Origin of the sequence: Rhodococcus sp. BP-241, from assembly GCF_019836145.1 — a bacterium.
GTDB lineage: Bacteria > Actinomycetota > Actinomycetes > Mycobacteriales > Mycobacteriaceae > Rhodococcoides.
In genome coordinates, this window is record NZ_JABUEI010000005.1 from 43,714 (window position 1) to 67,767 (window position 24,054).

Below are 24,054 nucleotides of genomic sequence, written 5' to 3' on the forward strand. Positions count from 1 at the left end.
TGCCGCGTCATCGACGGGCCACGTAGTGAGCGATGATCACACCCGTGGTCGTGGGAACGGACCTGACCAGCTCGAGATCGACCCGGTCGGCCGTCCCGAACAGTTGCGTGCCCGATCCCAACACGATCGGATGAATCTGCAGCACGTACTCGTCGATCAGGTTCGCCGCGTGCAGGCTACGCACCAGCTCGCCGCTTCCCATGATGGTCAGCGGCACGCTCGTGCGTTCTTTGAGTCTGCGCACCTCGTCCACCGCGTCACCGGCGACGAGGTGGGAGTCGGGAAACTCGAGAGTGGTGTCGGTGGACCTCGACACGACGTATTTCGTCGTTCGGACCAGCACATCGGTGAAGGGATTCGGCTCGGACGTCGTTGTCCAGAAGCCGAGTAGATCCTCGTACGTCCTCCGGCCGAACAGAAGCGCACCCTCGTCGCTCATGCCATCCGCCGCGAACGACATGGAGATCTCGTCCTGGTATCCCTGGCCCCAACCGCCGTGGACGAACCCTCCTCGGTCGTCCTCGTCGGGCCGTCCGAGGCCCTGTATGACTCCATCGGTGCTGATGCTCTGAAACGCGGTGATCGTCGCCATCGCTGCCAATCCTCGAATAGGTGGGCTGTCAGTCGTATCGACCCGGCGGGTGGCCGGAACTCATCGCGTCACCGCCGGGACCGCATCGCGCTCTTCTGCGTGATGCGGGGGTCCGAGCTGAGCGCGTCGTATTCCGCGGTGCCGACGGCGAGGAGCGCGACACGTTCGTTCTCGTCGTGGTGAATGCCCCAGCCGTACCGTTTCCCCAACGGAGCCGCGCGCAAGCATGCCCGATCGGCGGCGAAGAAGCTCACACGATCAGTTGTGGGGCGGGTCTGTTCGAGCCCGGACCGCTCCACGTGTACGGCGTACAACACGTCGTCCGATGTGAGTGTGTAGGGGGCGTCGGCGATCATTCTGTACTGCAGTTCGGCAATGGTCGGCTTGTCGTTCTTCGTCGGTGGTTTCTCGCCCGAGGTGGCAGGGCAGTCGGGCGCCACTCCGATGAAGACGTTGCGGTAGTTGGTGGTCATGAGTACATGATGTCCGTCGTTCGAGGCGGTCGTATTGCACAATTACGACATGGGCGAACGGCCGATCGACGTGACGGAAAGGTCGGGCGTTCTGGTGCCGTCGAATCTCGAACGGTTCGCAGCACGGTGGTCGCCACCGGCCGGGTCGATCGCGGACGTGGTGGACACATACTGGGCTGTCGAGTGGAACTTGGCTTCGAACGAGCAAGTCACGCAACGGATACTGGAATTCCCGGCCATCACGGTGAGCATCGAGTCGGGTGATGTCCCGGCTCCGTTCATGGTCACCGGCGTGCAGCGATCCGCGTGGGTGCGCACGATCCGAGGCGCCGGAACGGTATTCGCGGTTCGTTTGCGGCCCGCGGGTCTGGCCGCGATATCGAGCCTCATGCCGTCGAACTTGTCTGCACAGACGCCACTCGAGCGCGGTATGGACGCGACTCTCTTCGACATGATGACCGAGATCGCACAAGCTGAGGATCCCGCGGCGCGCGCCGATGAGGTGATCGCGGAGGCCCGGGCCACCACACCGCCCTCGCACGAGCATCTTCTGGCCAACGCTGTGGTAGACACGCTGTCGCGGACGGTGCGTTCCCGAACCGGCTCGCGGCTGGCAGCCGAAGTGGGTGCGAGTGAGAGAGCCGTGCAACGGGCCCTGCAGTCCACGCTGGGTATGGGACCGAAAGCGGTGGCTCGCCGTATCCGGCTGCAGGAGGTCGTGCGACAACTGTCCATTCCTGGTGTCGATGTCTCCGACATCGCGGTATGCCTCGGCTACGCAGACCAGGCGCACCTCATCCGGGACTTTCGCGGCGTTGCCGGGGTGACGCCGGGGCAGTACGTACGTGAGAACAGCTCGTCGGAACGAGAGGATCGATCGTGAATGCACTCGGACCGTTGCTCCCCATTCTGGGGACCTGGAACACGAACGGGCGAGTTGTCGGAGACGGTGTCACCGTCGTCGGCACGGACACCTATCGAAGACTGCCTGGCGAATCCTGGATCGCCCACGACGTCGACGTCGTCATGGGCACCGACCACGACGTCGCACACGAGCTGATCGGTGGAGAGCACTCTTCGGGTGGGTGGGCCATGTACGCGTTCGACAGCGCCGCGCAACCGACGCTCATGCGGTTGACCTTGCAGGACGACACCACACTTCTGCTCGAGGGCGACGGCGTGCGGAGCGGGCTGGACCTCCACGCCGGTACCGGACGAATGCGTGCCGAGTGGGAACGTGTCGACGACGGGGCGTGGGCACCGTGGATGGCTCTGACCTTCGATCGCATCGTGTGACTCGGCTGCACACATTCGTCGCGATCGTCGGGTCGGTCAGTACACCGTCCGGAAACCGCCTATCAGGGTGATGACGTTGCCGTCGGGATCGGTGATCGGCGCGAGTCGAACTCCGTTGGTGGCGTCCGTGGTGTCGCCGACGGCGAGTCCGCGGCCCGCGAGCTCGGTGGTGTGAGCGTCGAGGTCGTCGACGGCGAGGTTCGACCGCGTCCGGCCGGCCCGGTCGGCATCGAGGAACACCTGCATCCACGCCCCCGGCACGATCTGCCACTCGATCAGACCCGGCATGGGGTTGTTGTCGGGTTCGCGTCCCAGCAGGCGCGTGTACCACTCGCGTGCGACATCGATGTCGCGCACGGGTACGACGGTCAGTACGTGGTCGATCATGGGCTCGTCCTCTCGTCGGATGTCACTGATGTGGACCGGCGCGAGGTCGGCAACTCATCGACCACGCGACCGCTGTGCGTGATCCGGTGCAGCTGACCGTGCTGTACACGGTTCACTGCACCGGATCGTCCGGCACACGGGAGTTGTGAGGGGTGTGGCAGCAGGGGCGGCTCGCTATCGTGAGTGACTGGACCGGCACGGTCGATGACGATGGAGGCGAACCGGGGTGGCGGACGATTCGGACGTGGCGCAGGCGCGGGTGTTTCTCGCGGCGCTGGACGACGAGATCGCGACCGTATCGGTTCAACTCGAGGACGCGCGTCGGCTCGCCGCAGAAGCTCGGGCCAGGGGGAACGCGCCCACCGGTACGTGGCACGAGCAGCAGGCCGCGACACACAAGCGGACTCTGCGAGAGCTGCACCGGCAGACGCAGAATTTGCGCACCCGGTTCGCGCTGGCCTGAGATCCGAACGCTGGAACCTCCGCGAACGGGATCGACGCGATCCGGAGCGGTGGACTCGACGTCGTAGGGTCGACGTGTGAGGACACGACTCGGCGCTCTGGACCGTCGCACCCGCACAGCGCTCGGCGGCCCCGGGCTCGGGGTGGTCGCGCTTGCTGCGCTCGTCGTACTCGGTGCCGTGATCCTCGTACACGCGGTGGACCCGGATGCGTGGGTCGTGGCGGTAGTGCTGGCGCTCGTTGCGCTGGTCGTCAATCTCGGAGGGGCCCGCCGTTCAGGCAGACGGTGACTCACCGAAGTGAGGTAAGCCTGCGCTAACATTCGGACATGTCGACCATCTCCGCCGGGCGCGCCGGCGCTCTCCTCGCTGCCCTCGCTCTGGCTGTCGCCGGGTGTTCCACCGAGTCCGGGAGCAGTTCCGGTGGGGAAGGGTGGTCTCACACCACTGCCTTCGGCAACACCGTGTCGCTGGACGCACCGCCGGACACGGTGGTTGTCGACGCGTACTCGGCTGCCGCACTGTGGGACTACGGTGTTCGCCCTGCCGGGGTCTACGGCTACGGCATCACCAACGGGCTGGGTCTCGGTGACGCGGACCTCGATTCCATGACCGTCGTGGGTACGGATGCGGTGTTCGAGACGGAGGTGGCGGCGAATATGGGCGCCGACCTCGTCGTCGGCTATTCCGCCGAGACCGATCCCACGTCCTGGATCTGGTGGGAGGCAGCGCAGGCCGAGCAGATCAACGTCGTCGCTCCCTTCCTGGGCATCGACCCGTCCTCGTCGCTCGACGGAACGCTGGATCAATACCGTTCGCTCGCAGCATCACTGGGCGCCGACGTGGACTCCCCGGAGATCGCATCCGACCGTGCGGACTACGACGCGGCGAAACAGCGGGTGCGCGACGCTGTGGCCGCGAATCCCGGCGTGACGGTGCTGCCCGTCAACGCGGCCGCCGACGCCGTGTACATCGGAACGGAACAGTTGTCGGTGCTGGGACTGCTCTCGGACCTCGGTGTGAGTCTCGCGGGTCCGGGATTCGACGGACCGTGGGCGACGGTGAGCTGGGAGAACGTGGCTCAGTACCCTGCCGACATCGTTCTCGAGTACCCCGCGAGCCGTGAGGTGCTGGACGCCTCACCCGTCTACGGTTCCATTCCTGCGGTCACCTCGGGCGATGTTCTGGACTGGGACGACAAGCGTCCCACCACCTATGCCGAGTACGCGGACTGGCTCGACCGCCTTGCGGACGCCGTCGACCGCTCGAGCTCGTCGACCTGACGCCGACCGGGGGGGTACTCCTGCATGGTCCAGGGGCCCCGTCCGGCGGCGGCTCAGGATCGTCCCGTCGCCACCGCCGACTCGTTGATCGAACCCGCAGCCGGCCGACCGGCCAGTGCTGCGACGACGGACTCGGCGGCGGCAGTACCCGCATCGGTGCGCGCCTCGCGGGTCTGACCGGCCAGGTGTGAGGTGGCGACGACCGTGGGCATGGCCAGGAGCGGGTTGTCCGGGTCCGGTGGTTCGGTGGCGAAGACGTCGAGCGCCGCTCCCGCGATGGTGTGGTCGCGGAGCGCGTCGACGAGGGCATCCTCGTCGACCATCGATCCGCGGGCCGTGTTGACCAGGTAGGCAGAGGGTTTCATCTCGGCCAGTGCCGCGGCGTCGATGACGGGTGCGCCGCCGGCACGGGCGTGGAGGCTGACGAAGTCGGACTCGCGGAGCAGAGTGGTTCTGTCGACGTAGGTGACCTCGAGTGCGGGGTCGGGATGGCCGGTGGAGATCAGGACGGTCATGCCGAACGCGTGAGCGAGGTCCACGACGGCCCGTCCGCTCGGCCCGAGGCCGATGATGCCGAGAGTCGCGCCCCGTAGCTGTCGAGTGTCGTGGCGTGGCCACTCTCCGCGCCGCACGCCGTCGGTAGTCTCGCCGATCCGCCTCGCGCACATCAGGAGCAGAGCGAGGGTCATCTCGGCCACCGCATGGCGGTTGGCTCCGGGGGTGTTGCAGACGAGGACGCCGTGAGCGGTGGCGGCCTCGATGTCGATCGAGTCGTATCCGACTCCGCTGCGCGCGATCACGCTGAGGGACGGGGCCGCGGCGAGCATGGCGGCGGTGACGGGTTCGCTGGCGATGATGGCAGCGTCACTCGCGGCGAGGAGCGCGGCCATCTCACCGTCGGGGCGGGGCCCGACGGCGGGGGAGTGGACGGTCTCGTGACCGTGCGCACGGAGCAGGGTGTCGACGTCGTCGCCGGGGTGGAGGTAATCGGTGGTGATGAGGACGGTAGCCATCTGTCCCTCTTTCATGTCCGTGCCGATCCGGATCGGCGTCACTCGCCGATCAGGCGCTGCACCTTCTCGCGAGTGTCGGTGCCCGCGACAGGAAGGTAGACGACGATGTTCAGGTCCTTGTGATCGGTCGGCGCCAACTGGTGGTGCTCGAAGCGCAGCTCTCCGACGACAGGGTGCCGGAAGACGCGCTCACGTGAGGCGAATCCCTCGATGTCGCGGTTGTCCCACCCGTCGGCGAACGTGTCACTCGTCGAGCGGAGCCGATCGACCAGGTCCGTGAAGGAGGGAGTGCCGAGGGCGGCGCCTCCGTCCGCCCGGAACTCTGCGAGGAAGCGTCTGCTGTCGGACTCCCAGTGCGGGAGCAACTCGCGCACGTACGGGTCGGTGAAGACCAGCCACAGAAGGTTTCGGTCCGCTGCCTCCACGGTCTCGATGCGGGGGAACAACGCACGGTACGCACGATTCCATCCGGCGATCGTCCACTCCGGACGGAGAGCGAACGCGGGGAGATCGGTGAGGGCATCGAGCAGACGTTGCACGGCCGGAGGCGTCGTCTCCGCGCTCGACGGGGTCGGCGTCGGCGGGTGTCCCGCGAGGTCGAGAACGTAATCGTGCTCGGCAGGCGTGAGGTGCAGCGTCGCGGCGACGGCATCGAGGACTTGGCGTGACGGGTGGATGTCCCGCCCTTGTTCGAGCCAGGTGTACCAGGTGACGCTGACATGGGACAGCGACGAGACGTCCTCTCTACGTAAGCCTGTCGACCGGCCCCGCGGAACGGGCGGCAACCCGAGCCGCGACCGTGGCAGTGCCGAGCGGCGGGCGCGCAGGAAAGCTCCCAGCTCACGGCGCGCGGCGAAGTCCCGGTCGGTGGTCACACGGCAACTCTACGATCGTCCACGCGTGAAGGTGGTGGTGGTGATACCAGTACCGGAGCTGTCTTCCTGCGGCGGCAGTCGACCGGCATCGTCGTCCCCATGCCTGCACTTCGATCGAGAACCGTCACGCACGGACGCAACATGGCGGGGGCCCGCGCGCTACTACGCGCCGCGGGGGTGAACGGCGACGATTTCGGTAAGCCGATCATCGCCGTCGCGAACAGCTTCACCGAGTTCGTTCCCGGCCACACCCATCTCCAGCCGGTCGGCCGCATCGTCTCGGACGCGATCACCGCAGCCGGCGGCATTCCGCGCGAGTTCAACACGATCGCGGTCGACGACGGCATCGCGATGGGACACGGCGGGATGCTCTACTCGCTGCCCTCCCGCGATCTCATCGCCGACTCCGTCGAGTACATGGTGAACGCACACTGCGCGGACGCTCTCGTGTGCATCTCGAACTGCGACAAGATCACCCCCGGGATGCTCATGGCCGCACTGCGACTGAACATCCCGGTGGTGTTCGTCTCGGGCGGTCCGATGGAGGGTGGCACCGCAGTGCTCGTCGACGGCACCGTGCGAACCCGACTCACCCTGGTGTCCGCCATGTCCGATGCCGCCGCCGGTGACGTCTCGGACGAGGACCTGGCACGCGTGGAGGAGTCAGCGTGCCCCACGTGCGGGAGCTGCTCGGGCATGTTCACGGCAAACTCGATGAACTGCCTGACCGAAGCGCTGGGGCTCGCTCTGCCGGGCAACGGAACCACGCTCGCCACGCACACGGCGCGTCGGGACCTCTACGAGAATGCCGGGCGCACCGTGGTCGATCTGTGCCGTCGGTGGTACGACCACGACGACGAGTCGGTCCTTCCTCGGCAGATCGCCTCACGCGCTGCGTTCGACAACGCCATGGCCCTCGACATCGCGATGGGTGGATCGACGAACACGATCCTGCATCTCCTGGCCGCGGCACGCGAGGCCGAACTCGACTACAGCCTCGACGACATCGAGAAGCGTTCGCGGATGGTCCCATGTCTGTGCAAGGTGGCACCCAACGGGCACTACCTCGTCGAGGACGTGCACCGCGCCGGTGGAGTGCCCGCCATTCTCGGTGAGCTCCGCAGGGGCGGGCATCTGCACGATCACGTGCACACGGTGCATTCGGAGTCTCTCGCCGACTGGCTCGACCGGTGGGACGTCCGGTCCGGGTGTGCCGACGAGGCCGCGATCGAGTTGTTCCACGCCGCACCGGGATGCGTACGTTCCGCCACTGCGTTCTCGCAGTCCGAGCGTTGGGAGACGTTGGATCTCGACTCCGCCGGCGGATGCATCCGCGATGTGGAGCACGCGTACTCGGCCGACGGCGGCCTGGCGGTTCTGCGCGGCAACCTTTCCGCCGACGGGTGTGTGGTGAAGACGGCGGGCGTCGACGACTCCATCCTCACCTTCACCGGCCCGGCCGTGGTCGTGGAGTCGCAGGAGGACGCATGTGACGCCATCCTGTCCGGACGGATCGTGGCCGGCGACGTGCTGGTCGTGCGGTACGAGGGTCCGCGCGGTGGGCCCGGAATGCAGGAGATGCTCTATCCGACAGCATTTCTCAAGGGTCGCGGCCTCGGGGCTTCGTGTGCGCTGATCACCGACGGCCGCTTCTCCGGCGGGACATCGGGTCTGTCGATCGGGCACGTGTCTCCGGAGGCGGCCGCGGGTGGCGTGATCGCTCTGGTCGAGGACGGGGACAGCATCACCATCGACATCCCGCACCGCTCGATCACACTGGACGTCGCCGACAGCGTGCTCGCGCAACGGCGTTCTGCCCTCGACGGCTTCCGGCCCCGCCACAGGCAGCGCGAGGTGAGCGTCGCTCTCCGTGCGTACGCCGCGCTCGCACTGTCCGCAGACAAGGGTGCGGTGCGCGACGTCGATTCGCTCCGGTGAGTCCCGTGGTTCGTCACTGCTCCGTTGCGTCGACCGCCGTCGCCAAGCCGTCGACGAGAGTCGGGAGGAAGTAGGGAATCGTCAGTGCCGTCGGGCCGATGGCGGCCCCGGCTTCCTGGCCGACGAATCTGGCGACGGCACCTGCCGCCACAGCGGGGATCTGCCGCGACACGTCGGATGACAGGAACTCCCGGAGTGCCGCGTCCGTGTCCACCTGTGTGAAGACGACAGAGGCATCGATTCGGGAGATCTCCTCGGACGACACCGCGGTCGAGAACGTGGAATCACCGGTCGCCAGTTCGGTGACGGACGGATCGGACGTGAATCCCAGGTTCTCGAGCAACTCGACGCGCGGGTCCGAGGGAAGCAGGAGGTAGTAGACGTCCTGCGCCTCGGACACGTAGGCGATGGTTCGGTCTCGGAACTCGGGGTGTCCTGCGCCGGCATCGACGACCTGCTGGTCCAGTTCTGACACGAGTTCCGTTGCCTCGACGCTCTTTCCGAGAACCTCACCGGTGACACCGATCGTGTCTCGCCACGGAGTCGACCAGAGCTCGGACGGCGGTGCGACCACGGGAATGCCGGCCGATGTGACCGCGTCGTACTCGCTCCGAGTGAGGCCGGAATGTGGTGCCAGCAGGACGTCGGGGTCGGCTGCGACGAGCTTCTCGACCGACAGGGGACCCAAAACGTCGTCCAGGAGAGCCGGTGCCTCACCGCCGTTCCGGGCGATCGACTCGGCGATCCACGGGTACGTCAGGTCGTCACCGCCGCCGTACGTGGTCGACGGCATGGCCACCGGCATCACCCCGAGAGCCAGCACGGCATCCGTGGCGCCGGCACCCCAGGTGGCCACGCGGGCGGGTGTCGAGTCGAGGACAGTCTCGCCGTACATGTGCCGCAACGTCTTCGGGAACGACGCATCGGCGGTCGTCGCCGAACCGGGGTCAGCGGGGTCCGACGAGCTGCAGCCGACGAGGTGCGCGGTCACCGCCACGGCGGCGATGAGAACTGTGATCGAGCGTCTCGTCCATCGTGGAACGCTGCCGGGAATACGCATCATGCCTTGATGCTAAGGGTAGGCTGCCCTTATGACGCAATCAACGAGGTCAGGTGCCGGTTCCCCGTCGCCCGACTGAATCGACGATGACCCGTGCCTGCGCCACCGACGAGTGGCCGTGTGTGTGCGCGACCGCGCTCAGGAGTGCCGACGCGGCGGGGACCGACAGCTCGTGCCGTGCGGCGATCATTCCTATCGCGGTGTGCACCACGTCGGTGTCGGGGCCGGTCCGCGCACCGTTCTCGGCGGCGAAGTCGGTGGCGCACAGAGTGCCGAGGGAGTGCGCCAGTCGGCCGAGGGGGCCGTCGAGGTCCGTCGACCACCCTCGACCTCTCCAGGTCCGTCGATGTAGTTGCAAGGTTCCCGACGGTCGGGCGCGGGGGCCCACAGGGAACACCCGTAGCCACCCGACGCCCAGGACGCTCAGGGCGCCGGTCACCTGCGGCCACCGCAGGTGATCGAGTGAATCCTCCACCGCGGCATCGTGGACCGCACCGTCGGCGAGAGCGTCGACGACCGGACCGAGCCCGAGTGCCTGGAGTTCCCATGCGACGCGGGCCGCCGTCGCGTCTGTCACGTGCGCGACATTCTGCACAGACCAGTCGCCGGGCGGGACCAGAACCAGGGCGGCGCCGTCGGCGCCCGTCAGATCGACACAGACATCCACGATGTCGGTGATGATCGACGTGCGAAGCCCGCCGTCGTGGTTCCCCGCGCTCACCATCGAGGGTGGTCGTCCCTTCTGGTTGCGCGAACGACTGCAACGCGCCCACTGGTCACGGTGAACGAGTGATACCCGGGCCGCCGCGACTCCACACACCGTCCGGCAACTCGTCGACGCCCGAGGTGGCGGCGGATCCGGCCGTAGCCACCGTCACCCTCTCGACGCGTCGTCGGGCACGTCGTCTGTCGTCGTCGGCGCGAACGGCCCTGACGGGCCGAAGGCGATGTCCGCGAAACGCTGTCCCATGACGGCGTGGGCGTCGGTGTCGGGATGCAGGTTGTCCGGAAGTGGGTGGCGCCGTTCGTCGTCCTCGCCGAAGAGCAGCAGTCCGTCGAGGTGGTGGAGGTTCGGGTCGTCCGATCGACTGTCGACGATCTGAGCGAGCGCGTCACGGATCACGCGAAGTGTCAGGCGTCCGAGCGCGATGTCGCCCTCCGTGCCCGTCGCGCGAAATCTCGCGGAGCCGGCGGCGAACGAGTCGGGATCGATCGCCCCGGGTCCCGGAGTGTTCTCGTGGATCGCGCAGTGGATCGGCGAGATCAGCAGCAGCGGTGTGGTCGGGTGCCCGTCGCGGACGGTGTCGAGGAACCCGTGAACTGCGGGAACGAACGAACGAAGGCGCATTGCATCGAGGTTGACGACGTTGATGCCCAGCTTGACGCTGATGACGTCCGCGGGGGAGTCCCGCACGACGCGAGCCATGAACGGATCGACGAAGGCGCTGCCCCCGAAACCCAGGTTGCGCAGCCGAACGCCGGCACGACGGGCCGCGACGACAGGCCAGATGCGCGTGGGGCTCGCGGCGTTGGATCCCTGGCTGATCGAGCTGCCGTGGTGCAGCCACCTCGGTCCGCTCGTCGGCGCCGGGTGCAGAACGGCATCAGCGGACAGCGAGACCAGATCCACCTGTTCGTTGTGGGGGAGCCAGATCTCGACCGTCTTCTCCCCGGCCGGCAGATCGGTGAGGGTGATGCGTTCCGTCGTTCCCGGGTGGACCGTGCTCGTTCCGGTGGTCGGATCGATCTCGACGGTGTCACCGCCCGAGAGCACGTGCGACTGAAGAATCGAGTCGTTCACCACCACGTCGACGGCGCCCCGGTCGCGCATCACACCCCGGTAGGTCATGCGCGTGGTGTGGACCTCGAGGACCATCTGGACGGCGGTCGTGCGCGCGGCGATACGCACTCCGGACGGTTGCGCCTCCATCATCGCGAGCTGCGGGTCCGCATCGCGTTGCCGGACGGCACGGGGGAGCCGGTGTGGGCGCACGCCCCGATCCACGCGTTCGAGCTCGGCTGCACCGAGGACGATGTCGTCGTTGAGTGGTGCGGTGATCATACTTTCCGAGACTACCTAACGGTGTTCAGGGGCTACCTAACGGTGTTCAGGGGCTACCGAACGGTGTTCAGGACGACCGCGGCGCTCTCGCTCACCGCGGCGTCCTCGTACGGTGCCGAGGCGTCGTTCTTCCGTGTCAGCACCGTCAGTACCAGCGGGGGACGGCCGGGTGGTGTGACGACGGCGATGTCGTTCCGCACGGCCCCGGCGCCACCCGACTTGTCGGCCACCGTCCATCCGCTCGGCGCCCCCGCGCGGACGAGTGCGTCGCCCGTGGCGTTCCCGCTCATCCACTCGGCCAGGGTCGCTGCGTCGGCATCGGTCGACGAGCCGGCACCCCGCAGTGCGGCCAGACTCGTCGTGAACGCGTCGGCGGTGGTGGTGTTTCCGGTGCTGTCGGGTCCGACCGTGTTGAGGCCCGGCTCCACGTCGACGATGTCCGTGACATCGTCGCCGAGTCGGGACAGAGCCGCATCGAGCTCTGCGGGACCGCCGATTTGGTCGAACACGAGGTTGGTCGCCGTGTTGTCGCTCTCCCGCACGGCCGCTTCCGCCAACTCGGCCGCCGTGAGTCCGGTGTCCAGACGTGCCGTGGTCACCGGTGAATATCCCGCGCGCTCGATGTCGGCCGCGGTCCACCTCACGAGGTCGTCCCGAGCGTCCTCAGGGGTTCGTCGCAGGAACTCGGCTGCCAGGAACACCTTCACTGTCGAAGCGAAACCGAAACGTTCGGCTCCGCGATATCTGATCGTCTCGCCGGTCCCGGTGTTCAGGAGGCTGACACCCACCGTCACGTCGTAGCGCTCCTCGACAGCCTGCAGTCCGGTCGAGACGTCGTCGCGCTCTGCTCGACTCGACGTGGAAGCCGGCGAGACGGGCACACCGCCCGAGGGAGCGCACGCGGTGAGGGCCAGGGCGACGACAGCGAGCGCGACGCGCGGTCGGGCCGCCGTGTGCAGGAGTGCTCGTCTCGTCACGCGAGTGCGAGGAACAGCTTCTCGAGTTCCGCCTCGGTCATGGGTTCCTTGTTGTCGGCGGTGGCACCGGTCATACATTCGCGCAGGCCGGTGGCGACGATCTTGAACCCTGCCCTGTCGAGCGCGCGCGAGACGGCGGCGAGCTGGGTGACGACCTCCTTGCAGTCGCGGCCGTTCTCGATCATCGAGATGACCCCGGTGAGTTGGCCGTTGGCGCGCCGGAGTCGGTTGAGTACCAGTGCGATGCTGTCGTCGTCGCCGACCATGATGAACTCCTGTCAGAACTGCCGTGAGCTGTCGATGGTACCCCCGGGGGCATCAGAGTCTCAGTGTCCGGGTGCCGGTTCGTCGGCGAGTGTGGCGATGGCAGCGCGGAGCTTGGTCGCTGCGTCGTGGGCGACGTCGCCGAGCGCCGGCACTCCGGTCGACTGGACCATGATGTCGGGGTTCATGGCGTCGACGATGATCACGTCGGCGTTGTCCGGGTCCTCGCGGACGACGACGTTGCAGGGGAGCAGCAGGCCGATCTGTCGCATGACGCCGACGGCGCGGTGGGCCAGGGGCGGGTTGCACGCGCCGAGAATCAGGTAGCGCTCCATGTCCTCACCGAGCTTGGCTTTCAGGGTGGCCTGCATGTCGATCTCGGTGAGCACGCCGAAACCCTGCTCTGCCAGGGCGTCTCGGGTGCGCTGGACGGCGGTGTCGAAGTCGGTGTCGGTCAGAGTGGTGGTCAGAGCGATGGTCACGAGTGTCGTCCTTCGGTCGGGGGTGTCAGTGGGAGAAGCTGATGGACGGGAGGGCCTTGCGGAGCCAGGCCGGTGACCACCAGGCGGCGGAGCCGGTCAGTCGGAGCAGGACGGGCAGCAGGATCAACCGAATCAGGATGGCGTCGAGAAGCACGGCGACGCCGAGGATGATGCCCATCTCCTTCGGCGGGAGCGGGTCGGCGAGGGCGAAGGTGAAGAACACCGCCACCATCACCGCGGCCGCGGCGAAGATGACCCGCCCGGAGTGGGCGAGACCGTCGATCATCGCCGTCGTCGCGTCGCCGGTGCGCTCGACGTGCTCCTTGGCGGTGGCGAGGAGGAACACGGTGTAGTCCATGGCGATGGCGAAGATCATCGCGAAGAAGAACACCGGTCCCCACCCGTTCAGGAAGCCCTGCGGAGTGAAGCCGAGCAGCGAGGCGCCGTGCCCGTCCTGGAAGATCAGCTTCGCGACGCCGAACGCGGCGGCGGTGGAGAGCAGGCTGACCGCGGTGCCCAGGAACGCGATCAAGGGTGCTTGCAGTGCGACGAGGAGCAGCACGAACCCGAGGATCAGGATGATCGTGACGACGAGCGGCAGGTAGTCGTTCAGGGCCTGCTGCAGGTCGAGGTTCTCCGCGGGTGCGCCGCCGACCAGCGCCGACTCCGGAAGTTCGCCGCGCAGGTCGGCGAGGATGGTGCCCATCGACTCGTCGGAGGGGTCGACCGCCGGAATCGCCTGCAGCAGTGCGTAGCCGGAGCCGTCGGCGGCGGGTTGCGGTGGGGTGACCATGGCGATGCCGGGCACCTGCGCCGCGGCGGCGGCCGTGTCGGCGGCGTCGGCCGAGGGGACGACGATCTGCAGTGCGCCGGGGGCGCCGTCGCCGAACTGCTGCTGGACGAGGGCGTAGCCCTGCCGCACCGGTGCGTCCTCGGGGACCACGGAGATCGACGGCATCGCGACCTTCAGGCCGAGAACAGGAAGTGCGAGTGCGACGAGGACGCCGATCGAGGCGAGCGCGAACGGCCACGGGTGCTTGTGCAGGAGAGCGCCCCACGCGGCGAACATCGGCGAGCGGTGCTGCTGACGCTTGGCGTAGGGGAGGGACGCGGCGTTGACCTTCGAGCCGAGCGCGCCGAGGGCGGCGGGGAGCAGGGTGAGCGTGGCGAGCAGGACGAAGGTGACGGCGAGCATGATGCCGACGGCCATGGTCCGCACCGCGGGGGCGGGAACGATCAGCACGGCGGACAGGCTGACGAGGACGGTGAGTCCGGACAGGACCACGGCTTTGCCCGCGGTGTCCATGGTCTCGGCGACGGCCGCGCGGGGATCGCGGGAGCGCAGGGCGTCGCGGAAGCGGGCGACGAGGAACAGTGCGTAGTCGATGCCGAGTGCGAGCGCGAACATCATGGCGAAGTTCATGGCCCACACCGAGATCGGGGTGATCTCGTTGAGCAGGACCAGCCCGCCCGCGGAGGCGACGAGACCGGCGATGGTCAGCAGCAGCGGGAGTCCGGCGGCGACGAGTGAGCCGAACGCGAGGACCATGATGGCGAGGGTGACGGGCCAGGAGATGAGTTCGGCCTGGATCATCGCGTCGTGGTTGGCCTTGTTGAAGTCCGACCACAGCGCCGACGCCCCGGTGGGGTAGACCTCGACACCGTCGCCGGAGAGTGCGGTGAGCTGGTCCTTGACGTCGTCGACGGCGGTGACCATCTCGTCGGTGGTGCCGTCGGCGCCGGCGATGAGGATGCCGGTGCGTCCGTCCGGGCTGATCGTCATCCCCGGCTGCGGGGGCACGATCTCGCCGAAACGCGGGTCCGCGTTCAGGATGTCGGTCGCGCCGGTGAGCGCGGCGGTCGCTGCCGGGTCGCTCAGCGCACCGGAGTCGCTGTGGACGACGACCTGCACCGCGGCGGAGGAGTTGCCGCCGAAGTGTTCCTCGGCCAGCTCGCGGACCTGCACCGATTCCGATCCGTTCGCCTGCCACCCGGCGCCGGCGAGGGACGAGAACACCGACGGTGCAGCGGATCCGAGGGCGATCAGCAGAATCAGCCAGGTGCCGAAGACCCAGCGGCGGCGGGTGACCATGGCTGCGCCCCACCGGCCGAGGCGGCCGGGGGCACTGTCGTGGTGGTCGCCGGGCCGGGATTCGGCGACGGTGTCGGACTGGGACACGGTGGACTCCTATACGGGTGGGGGTATCCGAGCAGCCTGGATCGGCCATCGTCGAGAAGTGGTGTGAGGGTGTGCTCAGCGGTGGAACTGTGAGCATTCGGCAGGGGGGGGCCACAGGACACTCCTTCCGCGTTCGATCCGCTGGACTGCGCACACCGTGTCACATACGAGGGGGGGTATGCAAGTACCCCCTGGGGTATCTGACCGAGGTTGCCGGGTGTCGGTGCGACGACCGCCGACGTACCCCCAGGGGGTACGTCGGTACACTGGGGCCCGTGTTGCACAGTCTTCGGCAGCGACGTTCGCTGACCCTCGCTGTGCAGATGGCCTGGTGGGCCGTCTCGATCGCACTGGGCGTGGTGCTGATGCACATGGTGGTGCCCGTCCAGACCGCCGCGGCCCATGAAGCGATGCCGAACCACCACGCGTCGATGGACGCGGAGGTCCACGCTGGCGCCGCCACGCACACCGCGGAGCCCGGTCCGGCGGCGGAGCGACTGCCGTGCCCCGGCGGTCACGACATGATGCATCCGTGCATCGGGACGGTCACCTCGTTCCCGCCGATGTCGGTCCCGATCGGGGCCGTCGAGTGCCTGCCGGCGCTCGATGACGCATCCGACCGTGTCGTCGTGATCGTCGCCCGCGCAGGGCGAGCTCCACCATGGGCGCTGTCCTCGCTGGACGACTCGGTACTTCTGCGGGTGTGACGGGGAGCCCGGGGCAGTGATGCCCCGGCGGATCGCACGTCGATTCAGACCCCTTTTCCGTTCGACACACCTCAGGAGTACGCCCATGCATGTCAAGAACACGACAGTCACCACACTCGCCGCTGCCGCGATCGGAGTCGCCCTCGTCGCCGGTTGTGGCGACGACGGGTCGTCCGCGTCGATGGAGGGCCACTCGATGGGTTCCTCGTCCATGGAGTCCGCGCCGTCTCAGGATCCCGCTGCGGACTTCGCCGACGCCGACCTCGCGTTCGCATCGATGATGTACCCGCACCATGCTCAGGCTGTCGAGATGGCCTCCATGGTCGACGGGCGTTCCACGAACCCGGACGTGGTCACGCTCGCCGACGAGATCGCGGACGCGCAGGGACCCGAGATGGACCAGTTGGCCTCATGGCTGGCGGAGTGGGGTCAGCCGTCTCCGTCGGCAACGCCCGACGACATGCAGGGCATGGATCACGGGTCGGGGAGCGGAATGATGAGTTCGCAGGACATGGCCTCCCTGACGGCCTTGTCCGGCGACGAGTTCGACCAGCGGTGGCTGACGATGATGATCGACCATCATCGAGGTGCGGTCGCCATGGCGGAGACGGAGATCGAGGAGGGCTCGAACGACGACGCGGTCGCGATGGCTCGCACGATCGTCGACACGCAGAACGCCGAGATCGCCAGGATGGAACAACTTCTCGGTTGACCTCCGGCCGACGGCCGCCACTCCGACGGGAGTGCCGGCCGTCGGGTGCGGCCCGTGTCAGATCCGCAGTCGCGCCGCGAGTTCGTCGACGCGCGTGGCGATGTCGTCGCGCACCAGGCGCATCCGCTCGATGCCCTCGATACCTCGCGTCGACGGCTCGTCGGTGTCCCAGTTCAGGTAGGTCGGTCCCTCGACCGGGTCGACGGTCGCCTCGGTGCCGAGGGTGACGACGAAGTCCATCCGGGACATCAGATCCGGATCGATCGGCTTGGGGTGCTCACCGGTGAGATCGACTCCGACCTCACGCAGCGACTCGGCCGACAGAGCATTGACTGCACTGCCGGGGGCAGTCCCGGCGGAATGCACCTCGACATCGTCACCGGCGACCGTGCGCATCAGCCCTGCGGCCATCTGCGACTTGCCGCCGTTCTTCACGCAGACGAACAACACACTCGGCTTGCGGTACATCAGGATTCCTTCGTCTGTCGGGCGGGTGAAAATCGTCTGCGCAGTGCCAGCGAGACGTAGACGAGTCCCACGAGCACTGGGACTTCGATGAGGGGTCCGACGACGCCGGCGAGGGCTTGACCGGACGTGGCGCCGTAGGTGGCGATAGCGACAGCGATGGCGAGTTCGAAGTTGTTGCCCGCCGCGGTGAATGCCAGGGTGGTGGTGCGCTCGTAGCCCAGTCCCATGGCGGCGCCGAGGGCGTATCCGCCGCCCCACATCACGGCGAAGTACACCAGCAGCGGGATCGCGATGCGAACGACGTCCAGGGGCTGGGAGGTGATGCGGTCGCCCTGCAGGGCGAACAGGACGACGATGGTGAACAGCAGTCCGTAGAGCGCCCACGGCCCGATTTTCGGGATGAACGAGGTCTCGTACCAGTCGCGGCCCTTGGCGCGTTCGCCGAAGTACCGAGAGGCGAATCCGGCGATCAACGGGATGCCCAGGAAAATCAGCACGGACTTCGCGATCTGCCACGGTGATGCCTCGATGGTGGTCTGGTCGAGACCGAGCCAGCCGGGGAGCACGGAGAGGTAGAACCAGCCGAGGACGGCGAACATGATCACCTGGAACACCGAGTTGATCGCCACGAGAACGGCGGCGGCTTCGCGGTCGCCGCAGGCGAGGTCGTTCCAGATGATGACCATCGCGATGCAGCGGGCGAGTCCGACGATGATGAGTCCGGTGCGGTACTCGGGCAGGTCGGGGAGGAACAGCCAGGCCAGCGCGAACATCAAGGCGGGGCCCAGGATCCAGTTGAGAGCGAGAGAACCGAGCAGGAGCTTTTTGTCACCGGTGACGGTGTCGAGGCGGTCGTAGCGGACCTTGGCCAGCACCGGGTACATCATGATCAGCAGGCCGATCGCGATCGGGAGGGAGACGCCGTCGACGGAGATGGACGACAGGGCGTCGTTCATCCCGGGGATCAGTCGTCCGAGCAGCAGCCCGACGACCATCGCGACGCCGATCCACACCGGCAGGAAGCGGTCGAGGGTGGAGAGCTTGCCGACGACGGCGGGGTGGCCGCTGGTGTTCGCCGCGGTGCTCATGCGGTCACCAGCGTCGGGTCGACGGTGGCCATGACGGCCGACAACTGCTGCAGCGCAGCGGGAATCACGCGGTAGTAGACCCAGGTTCCGCGCCGCTCGGAGCCGAGCAGGCCGGCCTGGCGAAGCACCTTGAGGTGGTGGGAGATGGTCGGCTGCGACAGGTCGAAGGATCCAGAGATGTCGCACACGCACGCCTCACCACCGTCGTGACTCGCGATGAGACTGAGCAGGCGCAACCGGACCGGGTCGCCCAGCGCCTTGAACATCGACGCGAGGATGTGCGACTGCTGCTCGGTCAGAGGTTCACGAACCAGGGGCGAGCATCGGACACCCGTGTCGGGCTCTGACTGATTCGACATTCTTCTATATTGACGCTTGTCGATGGTCTCGGTCAATTCGCACTCTACTCTCCGGTGAGAGTAGGGTTCGGCGCAGTGGAGGGCCGTGCTCGGCCTCCGGCAGTCCCGCACCGTGAAAGAGGCTCGTCATGTCCCACGCCGGCTCGACCGTCGCCCCACCCGAGGACACCTCGGTGCTGGCCGCGCTGCGCTCACCTCGTCGTCTGAAGACCGAGGTGCTGGCGGGCCTGGTCGTCGCGCTGGCGCTGATCCCGGAGGCGATCTCGTTCTCCATCATCGCCGGTGTCGATCCCCGCGTCGGACTGTTCGCGTCCTTCACGATGGCGGTCACCATCTCGATCGTCGGCGGTCGTCCGGCCATGATCTCCGCCGCCACCGGAGCGATCGCCCTCGTCGTCGCGCCACTGTCACGCGAGTACGGCCTCGACTACCTCATCGCCGCCGTGATCCTCGGTGGCGTCCTGCAGATCGTGCTCAGCGTCGTCGGAGTGGCGAAGCTGATGCGCTTCATTCCGCGCAGCGTGATGATCGGGTTCGTCAACGCGCTCGCCATCCTCATCTTCACGTCGCAGTTGCCCTACCTCATCGGCGTGCCCGCCCTGGTGTATCCCCTCGTGGCAGTGGGTCTCGTGGTCATGGTGTTCCTTCCCAAGCTGACGACCGTAGTGCCCGCACCGTTGATCGCCATCGTGATGCTCACCGCCGCCACCCTCGTGTTCGCGCTGCAGGTTCCCGATGTCGGCGACGAGGGCGAGCTGCCGTCCTCGCTTCCGACGCTGCTGCTCCCGAACGTGCCGTTCACCCTCGACACCCTGTCGATCATCGCGCCGTTCTCGCTCGCCATCGCACTGGTGGGTCTGCTCGAATCACTCATGACCGCGAAGCTGGTGGACGACATCACCGATTCGCGCTCGAACAAGACCCGCGAGGGTTGGGGCCAGGGTGTCGCCAACCTCGTCACGGGCTTCACCGGCGGCATGGGCGGCTGCGCGATGATCGGCCAGACCATGATCAACGTGAAGGTCTCCGGCGCACGTACCCGGATCTCGACCTTCCTCGCCGGAACGTTCCTGCTGATCCTCGTGGTGGGACTCGGCGACATCGTGGCACTCATCCCGATGGCCGCGTTGGTCGCGGTCATGATCATGGTCTCGGTGGGCACGTTCGACTGGCACAGCATCCGTCCGTCGACCCTGCGGCGCATGCCCAAGAGCGAGACGCTGGTCATGATCGCCACGGTGGCCGTGACCGTCGCGACCCACAACCTGGCCTACGGCGTCGTCGTCGGTGTCGTCACCGCGATGGTGCTCTTCGCGCGGCGGGTCGCGCACCTCACCGAGGTGGTCGACGTGGCGCACCCGGACGAGAACACGCGCGTCTACAAGGTCCTGGGAGAGCTGTTCTTCGCCTCCAGCAACGATCTGATCCACCAGTTCGACTACGTCGGTGACCCCGAGAACATCGTCATCGACATGTCGGAGTCCCACATCTGGGACGCCTCCACGGTCGCGACGCTCGATGCCGTCACCACGAAGTACGCGGCGAGGGGCAAGAAGGTCGAGATCGTGGGGCTGAACGCGTCGTCCGTGGAACGACGGGACCGGCTCAGCGGAAACCTCGGCGCAGGACACTGATCGGGCCCGGTCTCCGGGTCGGAACTAGAGTCGACGCACACTCGACGTACGACGAAGGAGCGGGACAGTGGGCGAGAGCATGCAGATCGGTGAGGTCGCCGAGCGCACGGCACTGTCCATTCGCACACTGCGCCACTACGACTCGGTGGGTCTCGTCGTCCCGTCGGCGCGATCGGCCGGCGGATTCCGGCTCTACACCGAGGCCGACGTCGAGCGGTTGTTGGTGATCCGGCGGATGAAGCCGCTGGAGTTCACGCTGGCCGAGATGGGCGAGCTGCTCGCAGCCCTCGACGTCCTCGGGAACGGCGATGCCGACGATGAGGACCGAACTGCCGCAACACAATTCGTCGACCAGTGCCACGACAAGGCGCTGGACCGGTGCGAGACGTTGCGACGCCATCTCGCCTACGGCGAGGAGTTCGCAGCTCTGCTCGCGGCCCGCAGGCCGGTCACCGAACTCTGAGTCAGCTCTCCTCGCGGCGCTGATACACGTCGGGGATGCCGTCGTGATCGTCGTCGCGGGTCTCCTCCTCGTGGATCAGCTTGTACGCGCGGTTGCGGCTGCGCAGAATCGCGGCGGCGATGCACGCCGAGATCACCGATCCGGTCAGCACTCCGACCTTGACGTGATCGTCTCGCTCGGTGCTCTCACCGAAGGCGAGGTCGCCGATCAACAGCGAGACGGTGAAACCGATGCCGGCGAGAACGGCGACGCCGAACACGTCACGCCACGCGAGTCCGGCATCGAGAGTGGCACGGGTGAAGCGGGACACGAGATACGTGGTGCCCAGCACGCCGATGGTCTTGCCGACCACCAGTCCCGCGACGATGCCGATGGCGATCGGGTCGCCGAGCGCCTCGAAGAAGCCCGACACGCCGCCGACGGTCACGCCGGCGGCGCAGAATGCGAAGAGCGGCACTGCGACACCGGCAGAGAGAGGTCGGATGCGATGTTCGAAGTGTTCGGCCATACCGGGACCGGCCTCCGGACCGCCGGCGGCGCGGCTGCGGATCACCGGCACCGCGAATCCGAGCAGCACGCCGGCGACCGTGGCGTGAACGCCGGACTCGTGCATGAGAACCCAGGTGACGACCGCGAGGGGAATGAGAATCCACCACGACCGGATCCGTCGCTGCACGGCGACGGCGAAGAGGGCGAGCGGGATCATCGCGGCGCCGAGCGCCACGAAGTTCAGGTCGGCGGTGTAGAAGATCGCGATCACCGTCACCGCGAGGAGATCGTCGACGACGGCCAGCGTGAGCAGAAAGGTGCGCAATGCGAGCGGTAGGTGCGTGCTGACGACGGCGAGAACGGCGACCGCGAAGGCGATGTCGGTCGCGGTGGGAATGGCCCACCCCAGCAGTGCGCCGTCACCGGTGCGCAGATTGACGACGACGAAGATCAGTGCGGGCACGGCCATGCCGCCGATCGCGGCCGCGATGGGCAGGGCCGCACGCGCCGGGTCGCGGAGGTCGCCGGCGACGAACTCGCGCTTGAGTTCGAGGCCCACGACGAAGAAGAAGATCGCGAGCAGGCCGTCCGCGGCCCACGTGGAGAGAGTGAGATCGAGGTGGAGCGCGGACGGGCCCACTCGTGTCGCCATGAGCGTGTCGTAGGCGGCCGACCACGGGGAGTTGGCCCAGACGAGAGCGATCACCGTGGCGACCAGCAACAGGGCACCCCCGACGGTCTCCTTGCGCAGCACGTCGGTGATGCGCGAGGCTTCGGACCACGACCCCCGCGAGAGCAGACTGCGACGCGTGGGAGGTGGCGAGGATGACGTCATGGGGTGCCCTTCGGTGCTCTGACGATCAGGAGTTGTCGTACGCGGTGGCGTCGGTACGGCGTTGGTGGGCTTCGCCTTCGGCGGAGTCCGCGAACTCGGGGGTGTCGAAGACCTCGCCGCCGAGCGGATCGACCGGCTCGTCGTGCTCCGAGTACTGAACGGCGCCGGTGTCCGGGTCGATCTGAAGTCGGCTCTGCGGTACCGACTGGACCGCGAGCAGCCCGGACGGAGTGGACAGGCCGTCCTTCGACGGGGACAGACCGGCGAACGTGGTGGAGATACCGCCGCGCTCCGGCCGTCGCGCCGGTGTCGCGCGGTCCACGGGCGGTGCATCTCCGGCAGGGGTGATCCGGACGTAGGACGGCGTGGTGGCCACCTCGTAGCGGAAGGCCTTCAGGAGTGACACGCACGCCAGCACCATGATGATCGAGAACGGCACCGCGGTCGCGATCGACGCCGTCTGCAAGGCCGTGAGTGATCCGGATCCACCGATCAGCAGCAGAACAGCGGCAGCGACGCCCTCGAGCACGGTCCAGTAGACGCGGGTGATCTTGGGTGTGTCGAGATCACCACCGGTGGAGAGGATGTCGATGACCAGCGAGCCGGAGTCCGAGGAGGTGACGAAGAAGAACACGATCACCGCGATGGCGAGAACGCTCGTGACGGTCGCGAGCGGAAGACCGTCGAGAAGCTGGAACAGGCTCGTGTCCGTGCCGACCGTTCCGTCGTCGGCGAGCATGGTGCCCTCGTTGCGCTGACGGAGGATTCCGGAGTCACCGAAGATGGTGAACCACAGCGAGCCGACGAGAGTCGGTGCGAGCAGCACGCCGAAGACGAATTCGCGGATCGTGCGGCCGCGCGAGATCCGTGCGATGAACATGCCGACGAACGGTGCCCAGCTCATCCACCATCCCCAGTAGAAGATGGTCCAGGCGCCGGCCCACCCGTCCTCGGCGAAAGGCGATGTACGGAGCATCAATTCCGGCAGTGCCTGGACGTACCCACCGAGGTTCTGCACCCACGACTGCATGAGGAACAGCGTCGGTCCGGCGATCAGGACGAACACAGCCAAGCCGGCGGCGAGTGCCATGTTTATGTTGGAGAGCCATTTCAGGCCCTTCGACACACCCGAGACGACGGAATACGTAGCGAGCAACGTGACGAAGGCAATGAGGGCGATGGTCAGCCAATTGTTCGTCTCCACCCAGCCGAGGTAGGACAGACCGGCGGAAATCTGCTGAACACCGAAACCGAGTGAGGTCGCGACGCCGAACAGCGTTCCGATGATGGCGATCGCGTCGATGGCGTGACCGATACCGCCCTCGATCCGTTGCCGTCCGAGCAGTGGCTCGAGGAGCCAGCGAACCGACAGGGGGCGGCCCTTGCGGTAGGTCATGTACGCGAGTCCGAGACCGACGACGACGTAGATCGCCCATGCGTGCAGACCCCAGTGGTACAGGGTGAGCTCCATGGCCTGGTTGGCGGCCGCGTCGGTCGATCCGTCGACACCCCCGGCAACCGGGGGAGTGATGTAGTGCGACAACGGTTCTGCGACGCCGTAAAACACCAGGCCGATGCCCATACCGGCGCTGAAGAGCATAGCGAACCAGGAGAGGACGCCGAACTCGGGGCTCTCGTCGTCGCGGCCGAGGCGAATGTTGCCGATACGACTGGCGCCGCAGTACAGAGCGAACACGACGAATCCCGTCGCCGTGAGGATGTACCACCATCCGACACCATCGGTGATGGCCCCGTTGAGGGCCTCGAAGGCGTCGGCAGCGGTACCCGCGAAAATGACGGAGAAAACGATCATGGCGACGATGATCGCGGACGCGGGAATGAATACCGGTTTGCGTATTCCGCGCCAGGCGGACCGTACTGAATTCACTTGTTCACATCCTGAGAAATAGACGATCGGTCAGTCGATCATGGCGGTGAGGCCGGGGTGGACGCGAAT

Annotated in this window: 27 protein-coding genes; 10 read left to right on the forward strand and 17 right to left on the reverse strand. The window is 67.2% G+C overall.

From position 1 onward, the window contains the following. Positions 1-7 precede the first annotated feature (7 nt). Complete coding sequence (locus tag HQ308_RS12095; RefSeq protein ID WP_222646525.1) at positions 8-592, reverse strand: dihydrofolate reductase family protein; 585 nt, start codon at positions 590-592, stop codon at positions 8-10. Between the two features lie 68 nt (positions 593-660). Then, on the reverse strand, positions 661-1,065 hold the full coding sequence (locus HQ308_RS12100) for a DUF6157 family protein (protein ID WP_261776055.1): 405 nt from the start codon (positions 1,063-1,065) through the stop codon (positions 661-663). A 49-nt stretch (positions 1,066-1,114) separates the two neighbouring features. Here HQ308_RS12100 and HQ308_RS12105 point away from each other — a divergent pair, with 49 nt between their 5' ends. Then, positions 1,115-1,948: a helix-turn-helix transcriptional regulator gene (locus HQ308_RS12105; protein ID WP_222646526.1), complete on the forward strand. Its 834-nt coding sequence runs from the start codon at positions 1,115-1,117 to the stop codon at positions 1,946-1,948. Then, a complete protein-coding gene (locus tag HQ308_RS12110; protein WP_222646527.1) occupies positions 1,945-2,361 on the forward strand; it encodes a hypothetical protein in 417 nt (138 codons plus the stop codon). The genes HQ308_RS12105 and HQ308_RS12110 overlap by 4 nt, the downstream gene beginning before the upstream one ends. A 36-nt stretch (positions 2,362-2,397) precedes the next feature. On the opposite strand, the gene HQ308_RS12115 is transcribed toward HQ308_RS12110, so the two are convergent. Next, entirely contained in the window at positions 2,398-2,748 is a 351-nt protein-coding gene (locus HQ308_RS12115; protein WP_222646528.1) for a VOC family protein, read from the reverse strand. 226 nt (positions 2,749-2,974) lie between these two features. On the opposite strand from HQ308_RS12115, the gene HQ308_RS12120 reads away from it, so the two are divergent. The 3 genes from HQ308_RS12120 to HQ308_RS12130 all read left to right on the forward strand — a co-directional run bounded on the left by HQ308_RS12120 (position 2,975) and on the right by HQ308_RS12130 (position 4,492). Then, positions 2,975-3,211, forward strand: coding sequence for a hypothetical protein (locus HQ308_RS12120; RefSeq protein WP_037184052.1), 237 nt, complete (start codon positions 2,975-2,977; stop codon positions 3,209-3,211). 76 nt (positions 3,212-3,287) lie between these two features. Beyond that, positions 3,288-3,500 carry a hypothetical protein gene (locus HQ308_RS12125; protein ID WP_222646529.1) on the forward strand — a complete coding sequence of 71 codons (213 nt, stop codon included), beginning with the start codon at positions 3,288-3,290 and terminating at the stop codon, positions 3,498-3,500. 38 nt (positions 3,501-3,538) lie between these two features. Beyond that, entirely contained in the window at positions 3,539-4,492 is a 954-nt protein-coding gene (locus HQ308_RS12130; protein ID WP_222646530.1) for an ABC transporter substrate-binding protein, read from the forward strand. Positions 4,493-4,545: 53 nt separating this feature from the next. Here the strand turns inward: HQ308_RS12130 and HQ308_RS12135 are convergent, their stop codons facing one another. Both HQ308_RS12135 and HQ308_RS12140 read right to left on the reverse strand, forming a co-directional pair. Then, entirely contained in the window at positions 4,546-5,505 is a 960-nt protein-coding gene (locus tag HQ308_RS12135) for a phosphoglycerate dehydrogenase (protein WP_222646531.1), read from the reverse strand. A 38-nt stretch (positions 5,506-5,543) separates the two neighbouring features. After that, a complete protein-coding gene (locus tag HQ308_RS12140) occupies positions 5,544-6,380 on the reverse strand; it encodes a helix-turn-helix transcriptional regulator (RefSeq protein WP_222646532.1) in 837 nt (278 codons plus the stop codon). Positions 6,381-6,479: 99 nt separating this feature from the next. Between HQ308_RS12140 and ilvD the strand changes: the two genes are divergently transcribed. Continuing rightward, the gene (gene ilvD / locus HQ308_RS12145; RefSeq protein WP_056446463.1) at positions 6,480-8,318 is read left to right on the forward strand and encodes a dihydroxy-acid dehydratase; all 1,839 of its coding nucleotides are present in this window, start codon (positions 6,480-6,482) and stop codon (positions 8,316-8,318) included. A gap of 13 nt (positions 8,319-8,331) precedes the next feature. Here the strand turns inward: ilvD and HQ308_RS12150 are convergent, their stop codons facing one another. From HQ308_RS12150 to HQ308_RS12180, 7 genes are all read right to left on the reverse strand, one after another. Continuing rightward, on the reverse strand, positions 8,332-9,381 hold the full coding sequence (locus tag HQ308_RS12150) for an ABC transporter substrate-binding protein (RefSeq protein ID WP_261776056.1): 1,050 nt from the start codon (positions 9,379-9,381) through the stop codon (positions 8,332-8,334). 46 nt (positions 9,382-9,427) lie between these two features. After that, on the reverse strand, positions 9,428-10,102 hold the full coding sequence (locus HQ308_RS12155; RefSeq protein ID WP_222646533.1) for a hypothetical protein: 675 nt from the start codon (positions 10,100-10,102) through the stop codon (positions 9,428-9,430). Between the two features lie 150 nt (positions 10,103-10,252). Next, positions 10,253-11,440 (reverse strand): SGNH/GDSL hydrolase family protein, encoded by a 1,188-nt coding sequence (locus HQ308_RS12160; protein WP_222639757.1) that lies wholly within the window; start codon positions 11,438-11,440, stop codon positions 10,253-10,255. A 53-nt stretch (positions 11,441-11,493) separates the two neighbouring features. After that, the gene (gene bla, locus HQ308_RS12165) at positions 11,494-12,417 is read right to left on the reverse strand and encodes a class A beta-lactamase (RefSeq protein ID WP_222628048.1); all 924 of its coding nucleotides are present in this window, start codon (positions 12,415-12,417) and stop codon (positions 11,494-11,496) included. Next, a complete protein-coding gene (locus HQ308_RS12170) occupies positions 12,414-12,683 on the reverse strand; it encodes a metal-sensitive transcriptional regulator (RefSeq protein WP_027504397.1) in 270 nt (89 codons plus the stop codon). The genes bla and HQ308_RS12170 overlap by 4 nt, the downstream gene beginning before the upstream one ends. A 60-nt stretch (positions 12,684-12,743) precedes the next feature. Next, positions 12,744-13,163, reverse strand: coding sequence for a DUF302 domain-containing protein (locus tag HQ308_RS12175; RefSeq protein ID WP_027504396.1), 420 nt, complete (start codon positions 13,161-13,163; stop codon positions 12,744-12,746). 25 nt (positions 13,164-13,188) lie between these two features. Next, complete coding sequence (locus HQ308_RS12180; RefSeq protein ID WP_222646662.1) at positions 13,189-15,255, reverse strand: MMPL family transporter; 2,067 nt, start codon at positions 15,253-15,255, stop codon at positions 13,189-13,191. A 362-nt stretch (positions 15,256-15,617) separates the two neighbouring features. Here HQ308_RS12180 and HQ308_RS12185 point away from each other — a divergent pair, with 362 nt between their 5' ends. Then, positions 15,618-16,049, forward strand: a complete 432-nt coding sequence (locus tag HQ308_RS12185; RefSeq protein ID WP_222646534.1) for a DUF6153 family protein — start codon at positions 15,618-15,620, stop codon at positions 16,047-16,049. An 85-nt stretch (positions 16,050-16,134) separates the two neighbouring features. Further along, positions 16,135-16,761, forward strand: coding sequence for a DUF305 domain-containing protein (locus tag HQ308_RS12190; protein WP_222646535.1), 627 nt, complete (start codon positions 16,135-16,137; stop codon positions 16,759-16,761). Between the two features lie 57 nt (positions 16,762-16,818). Here the strand turns inward: HQ308_RS12190 and HQ308_RS12195 are convergent, their stop codons facing one another. Genes HQ308_RS12195 through HQ308_RS12205 form a run of 3 tightly spaced genes read right to left on the reverse strand, consistent with a single transcriptional unit; the run spans position 16,819 to position 18,676 of the window. After that, positions 16,819-17,229: a low molecular weight phosphatase family protein gene (locus HQ308_RS12195; protein WP_027504392.1), complete on the reverse strand. Its 411-nt coding sequence runs from the start codon at positions 17,227-17,229 to the stop codon at positions 16,819-16,821. Then, positions 17,229-18,317, reverse strand: coding sequence for an ACR3 family arsenite efflux transporter (gene arsB, locus HQ308_RS12200; RefSeq protein WP_222646536.1), 1,089 nt, complete (start codon positions 18,315-18,317; stop codon positions 17,229-17,231). Before arsB ends, HQ308_RS12195 begins: the two co-directional genes overlap by 1 nt. Next, positions 18,314-18,676 (reverse strand): helix-turn-helix transcriptional regulator, encoded by a 363-nt coding sequence (locus HQ308_RS12205; protein ID WP_222646537.1) that lies wholly within the window; start codon positions 18,674-18,676, stop codon positions 18,314-18,316. Before HQ308_RS12205 ends, arsB begins: the two co-directional genes overlap by 4 nt. Before the next feature lie 128 nt (positions 18,677-18,804). Here HQ308_RS12205 and HQ308_RS12210 point away from each other — a divergent pair, with 128 nt between their 5' ends. Beyond that, positions 18,805-20,310 (forward strand): SulP family inorganic anion transporter, encoded by a 1,506-nt coding sequence (locus HQ308_RS12210; RefSeq protein ID WP_222646538.1) that lies wholly within the window; start codon positions 18,805-18,807, stop codon positions 20,308-20,310. 79 nt (positions 20,311-20,389) lie between these two features. Continuing rightward, entirely contained in the window at positions 20,390-20,773 is a 384-nt protein-coding gene (locus tag HQ308_RS12215) for a MerR family transcriptional regulator (protein ID WP_222646663.1), read from the forward strand. A 1-nt stretch (position 20,774) separates the two neighbouring features. On the opposite strand, the gene nhaA is transcribed toward HQ308_RS12215, so the two are convergent. After that, positions 20,775-22,097, reverse strand: a complete 1,323-nt coding sequence (gene nhaA / locus HQ308_RS12220) for a Na+/H+ antiporter NhaA (RefSeq protein WP_027504387.1) — start codon at positions 22,095-22,097, stop codon at positions 20,775-20,777. 25 nt (positions 22,098-22,122) lie between these two features. Then, positions 22,123-23,910 (reverse strand): BCCT family transporter, encoded by a 1,788-nt coding sequence (locus HQ308_RS12225; protein WP_235578789.1) that lies wholly within the window; start codon positions 23,908-23,910, stop codon positions 22,123-22,125. Positions 23,911-24,054: the final 144 nt, after the last annotated feature.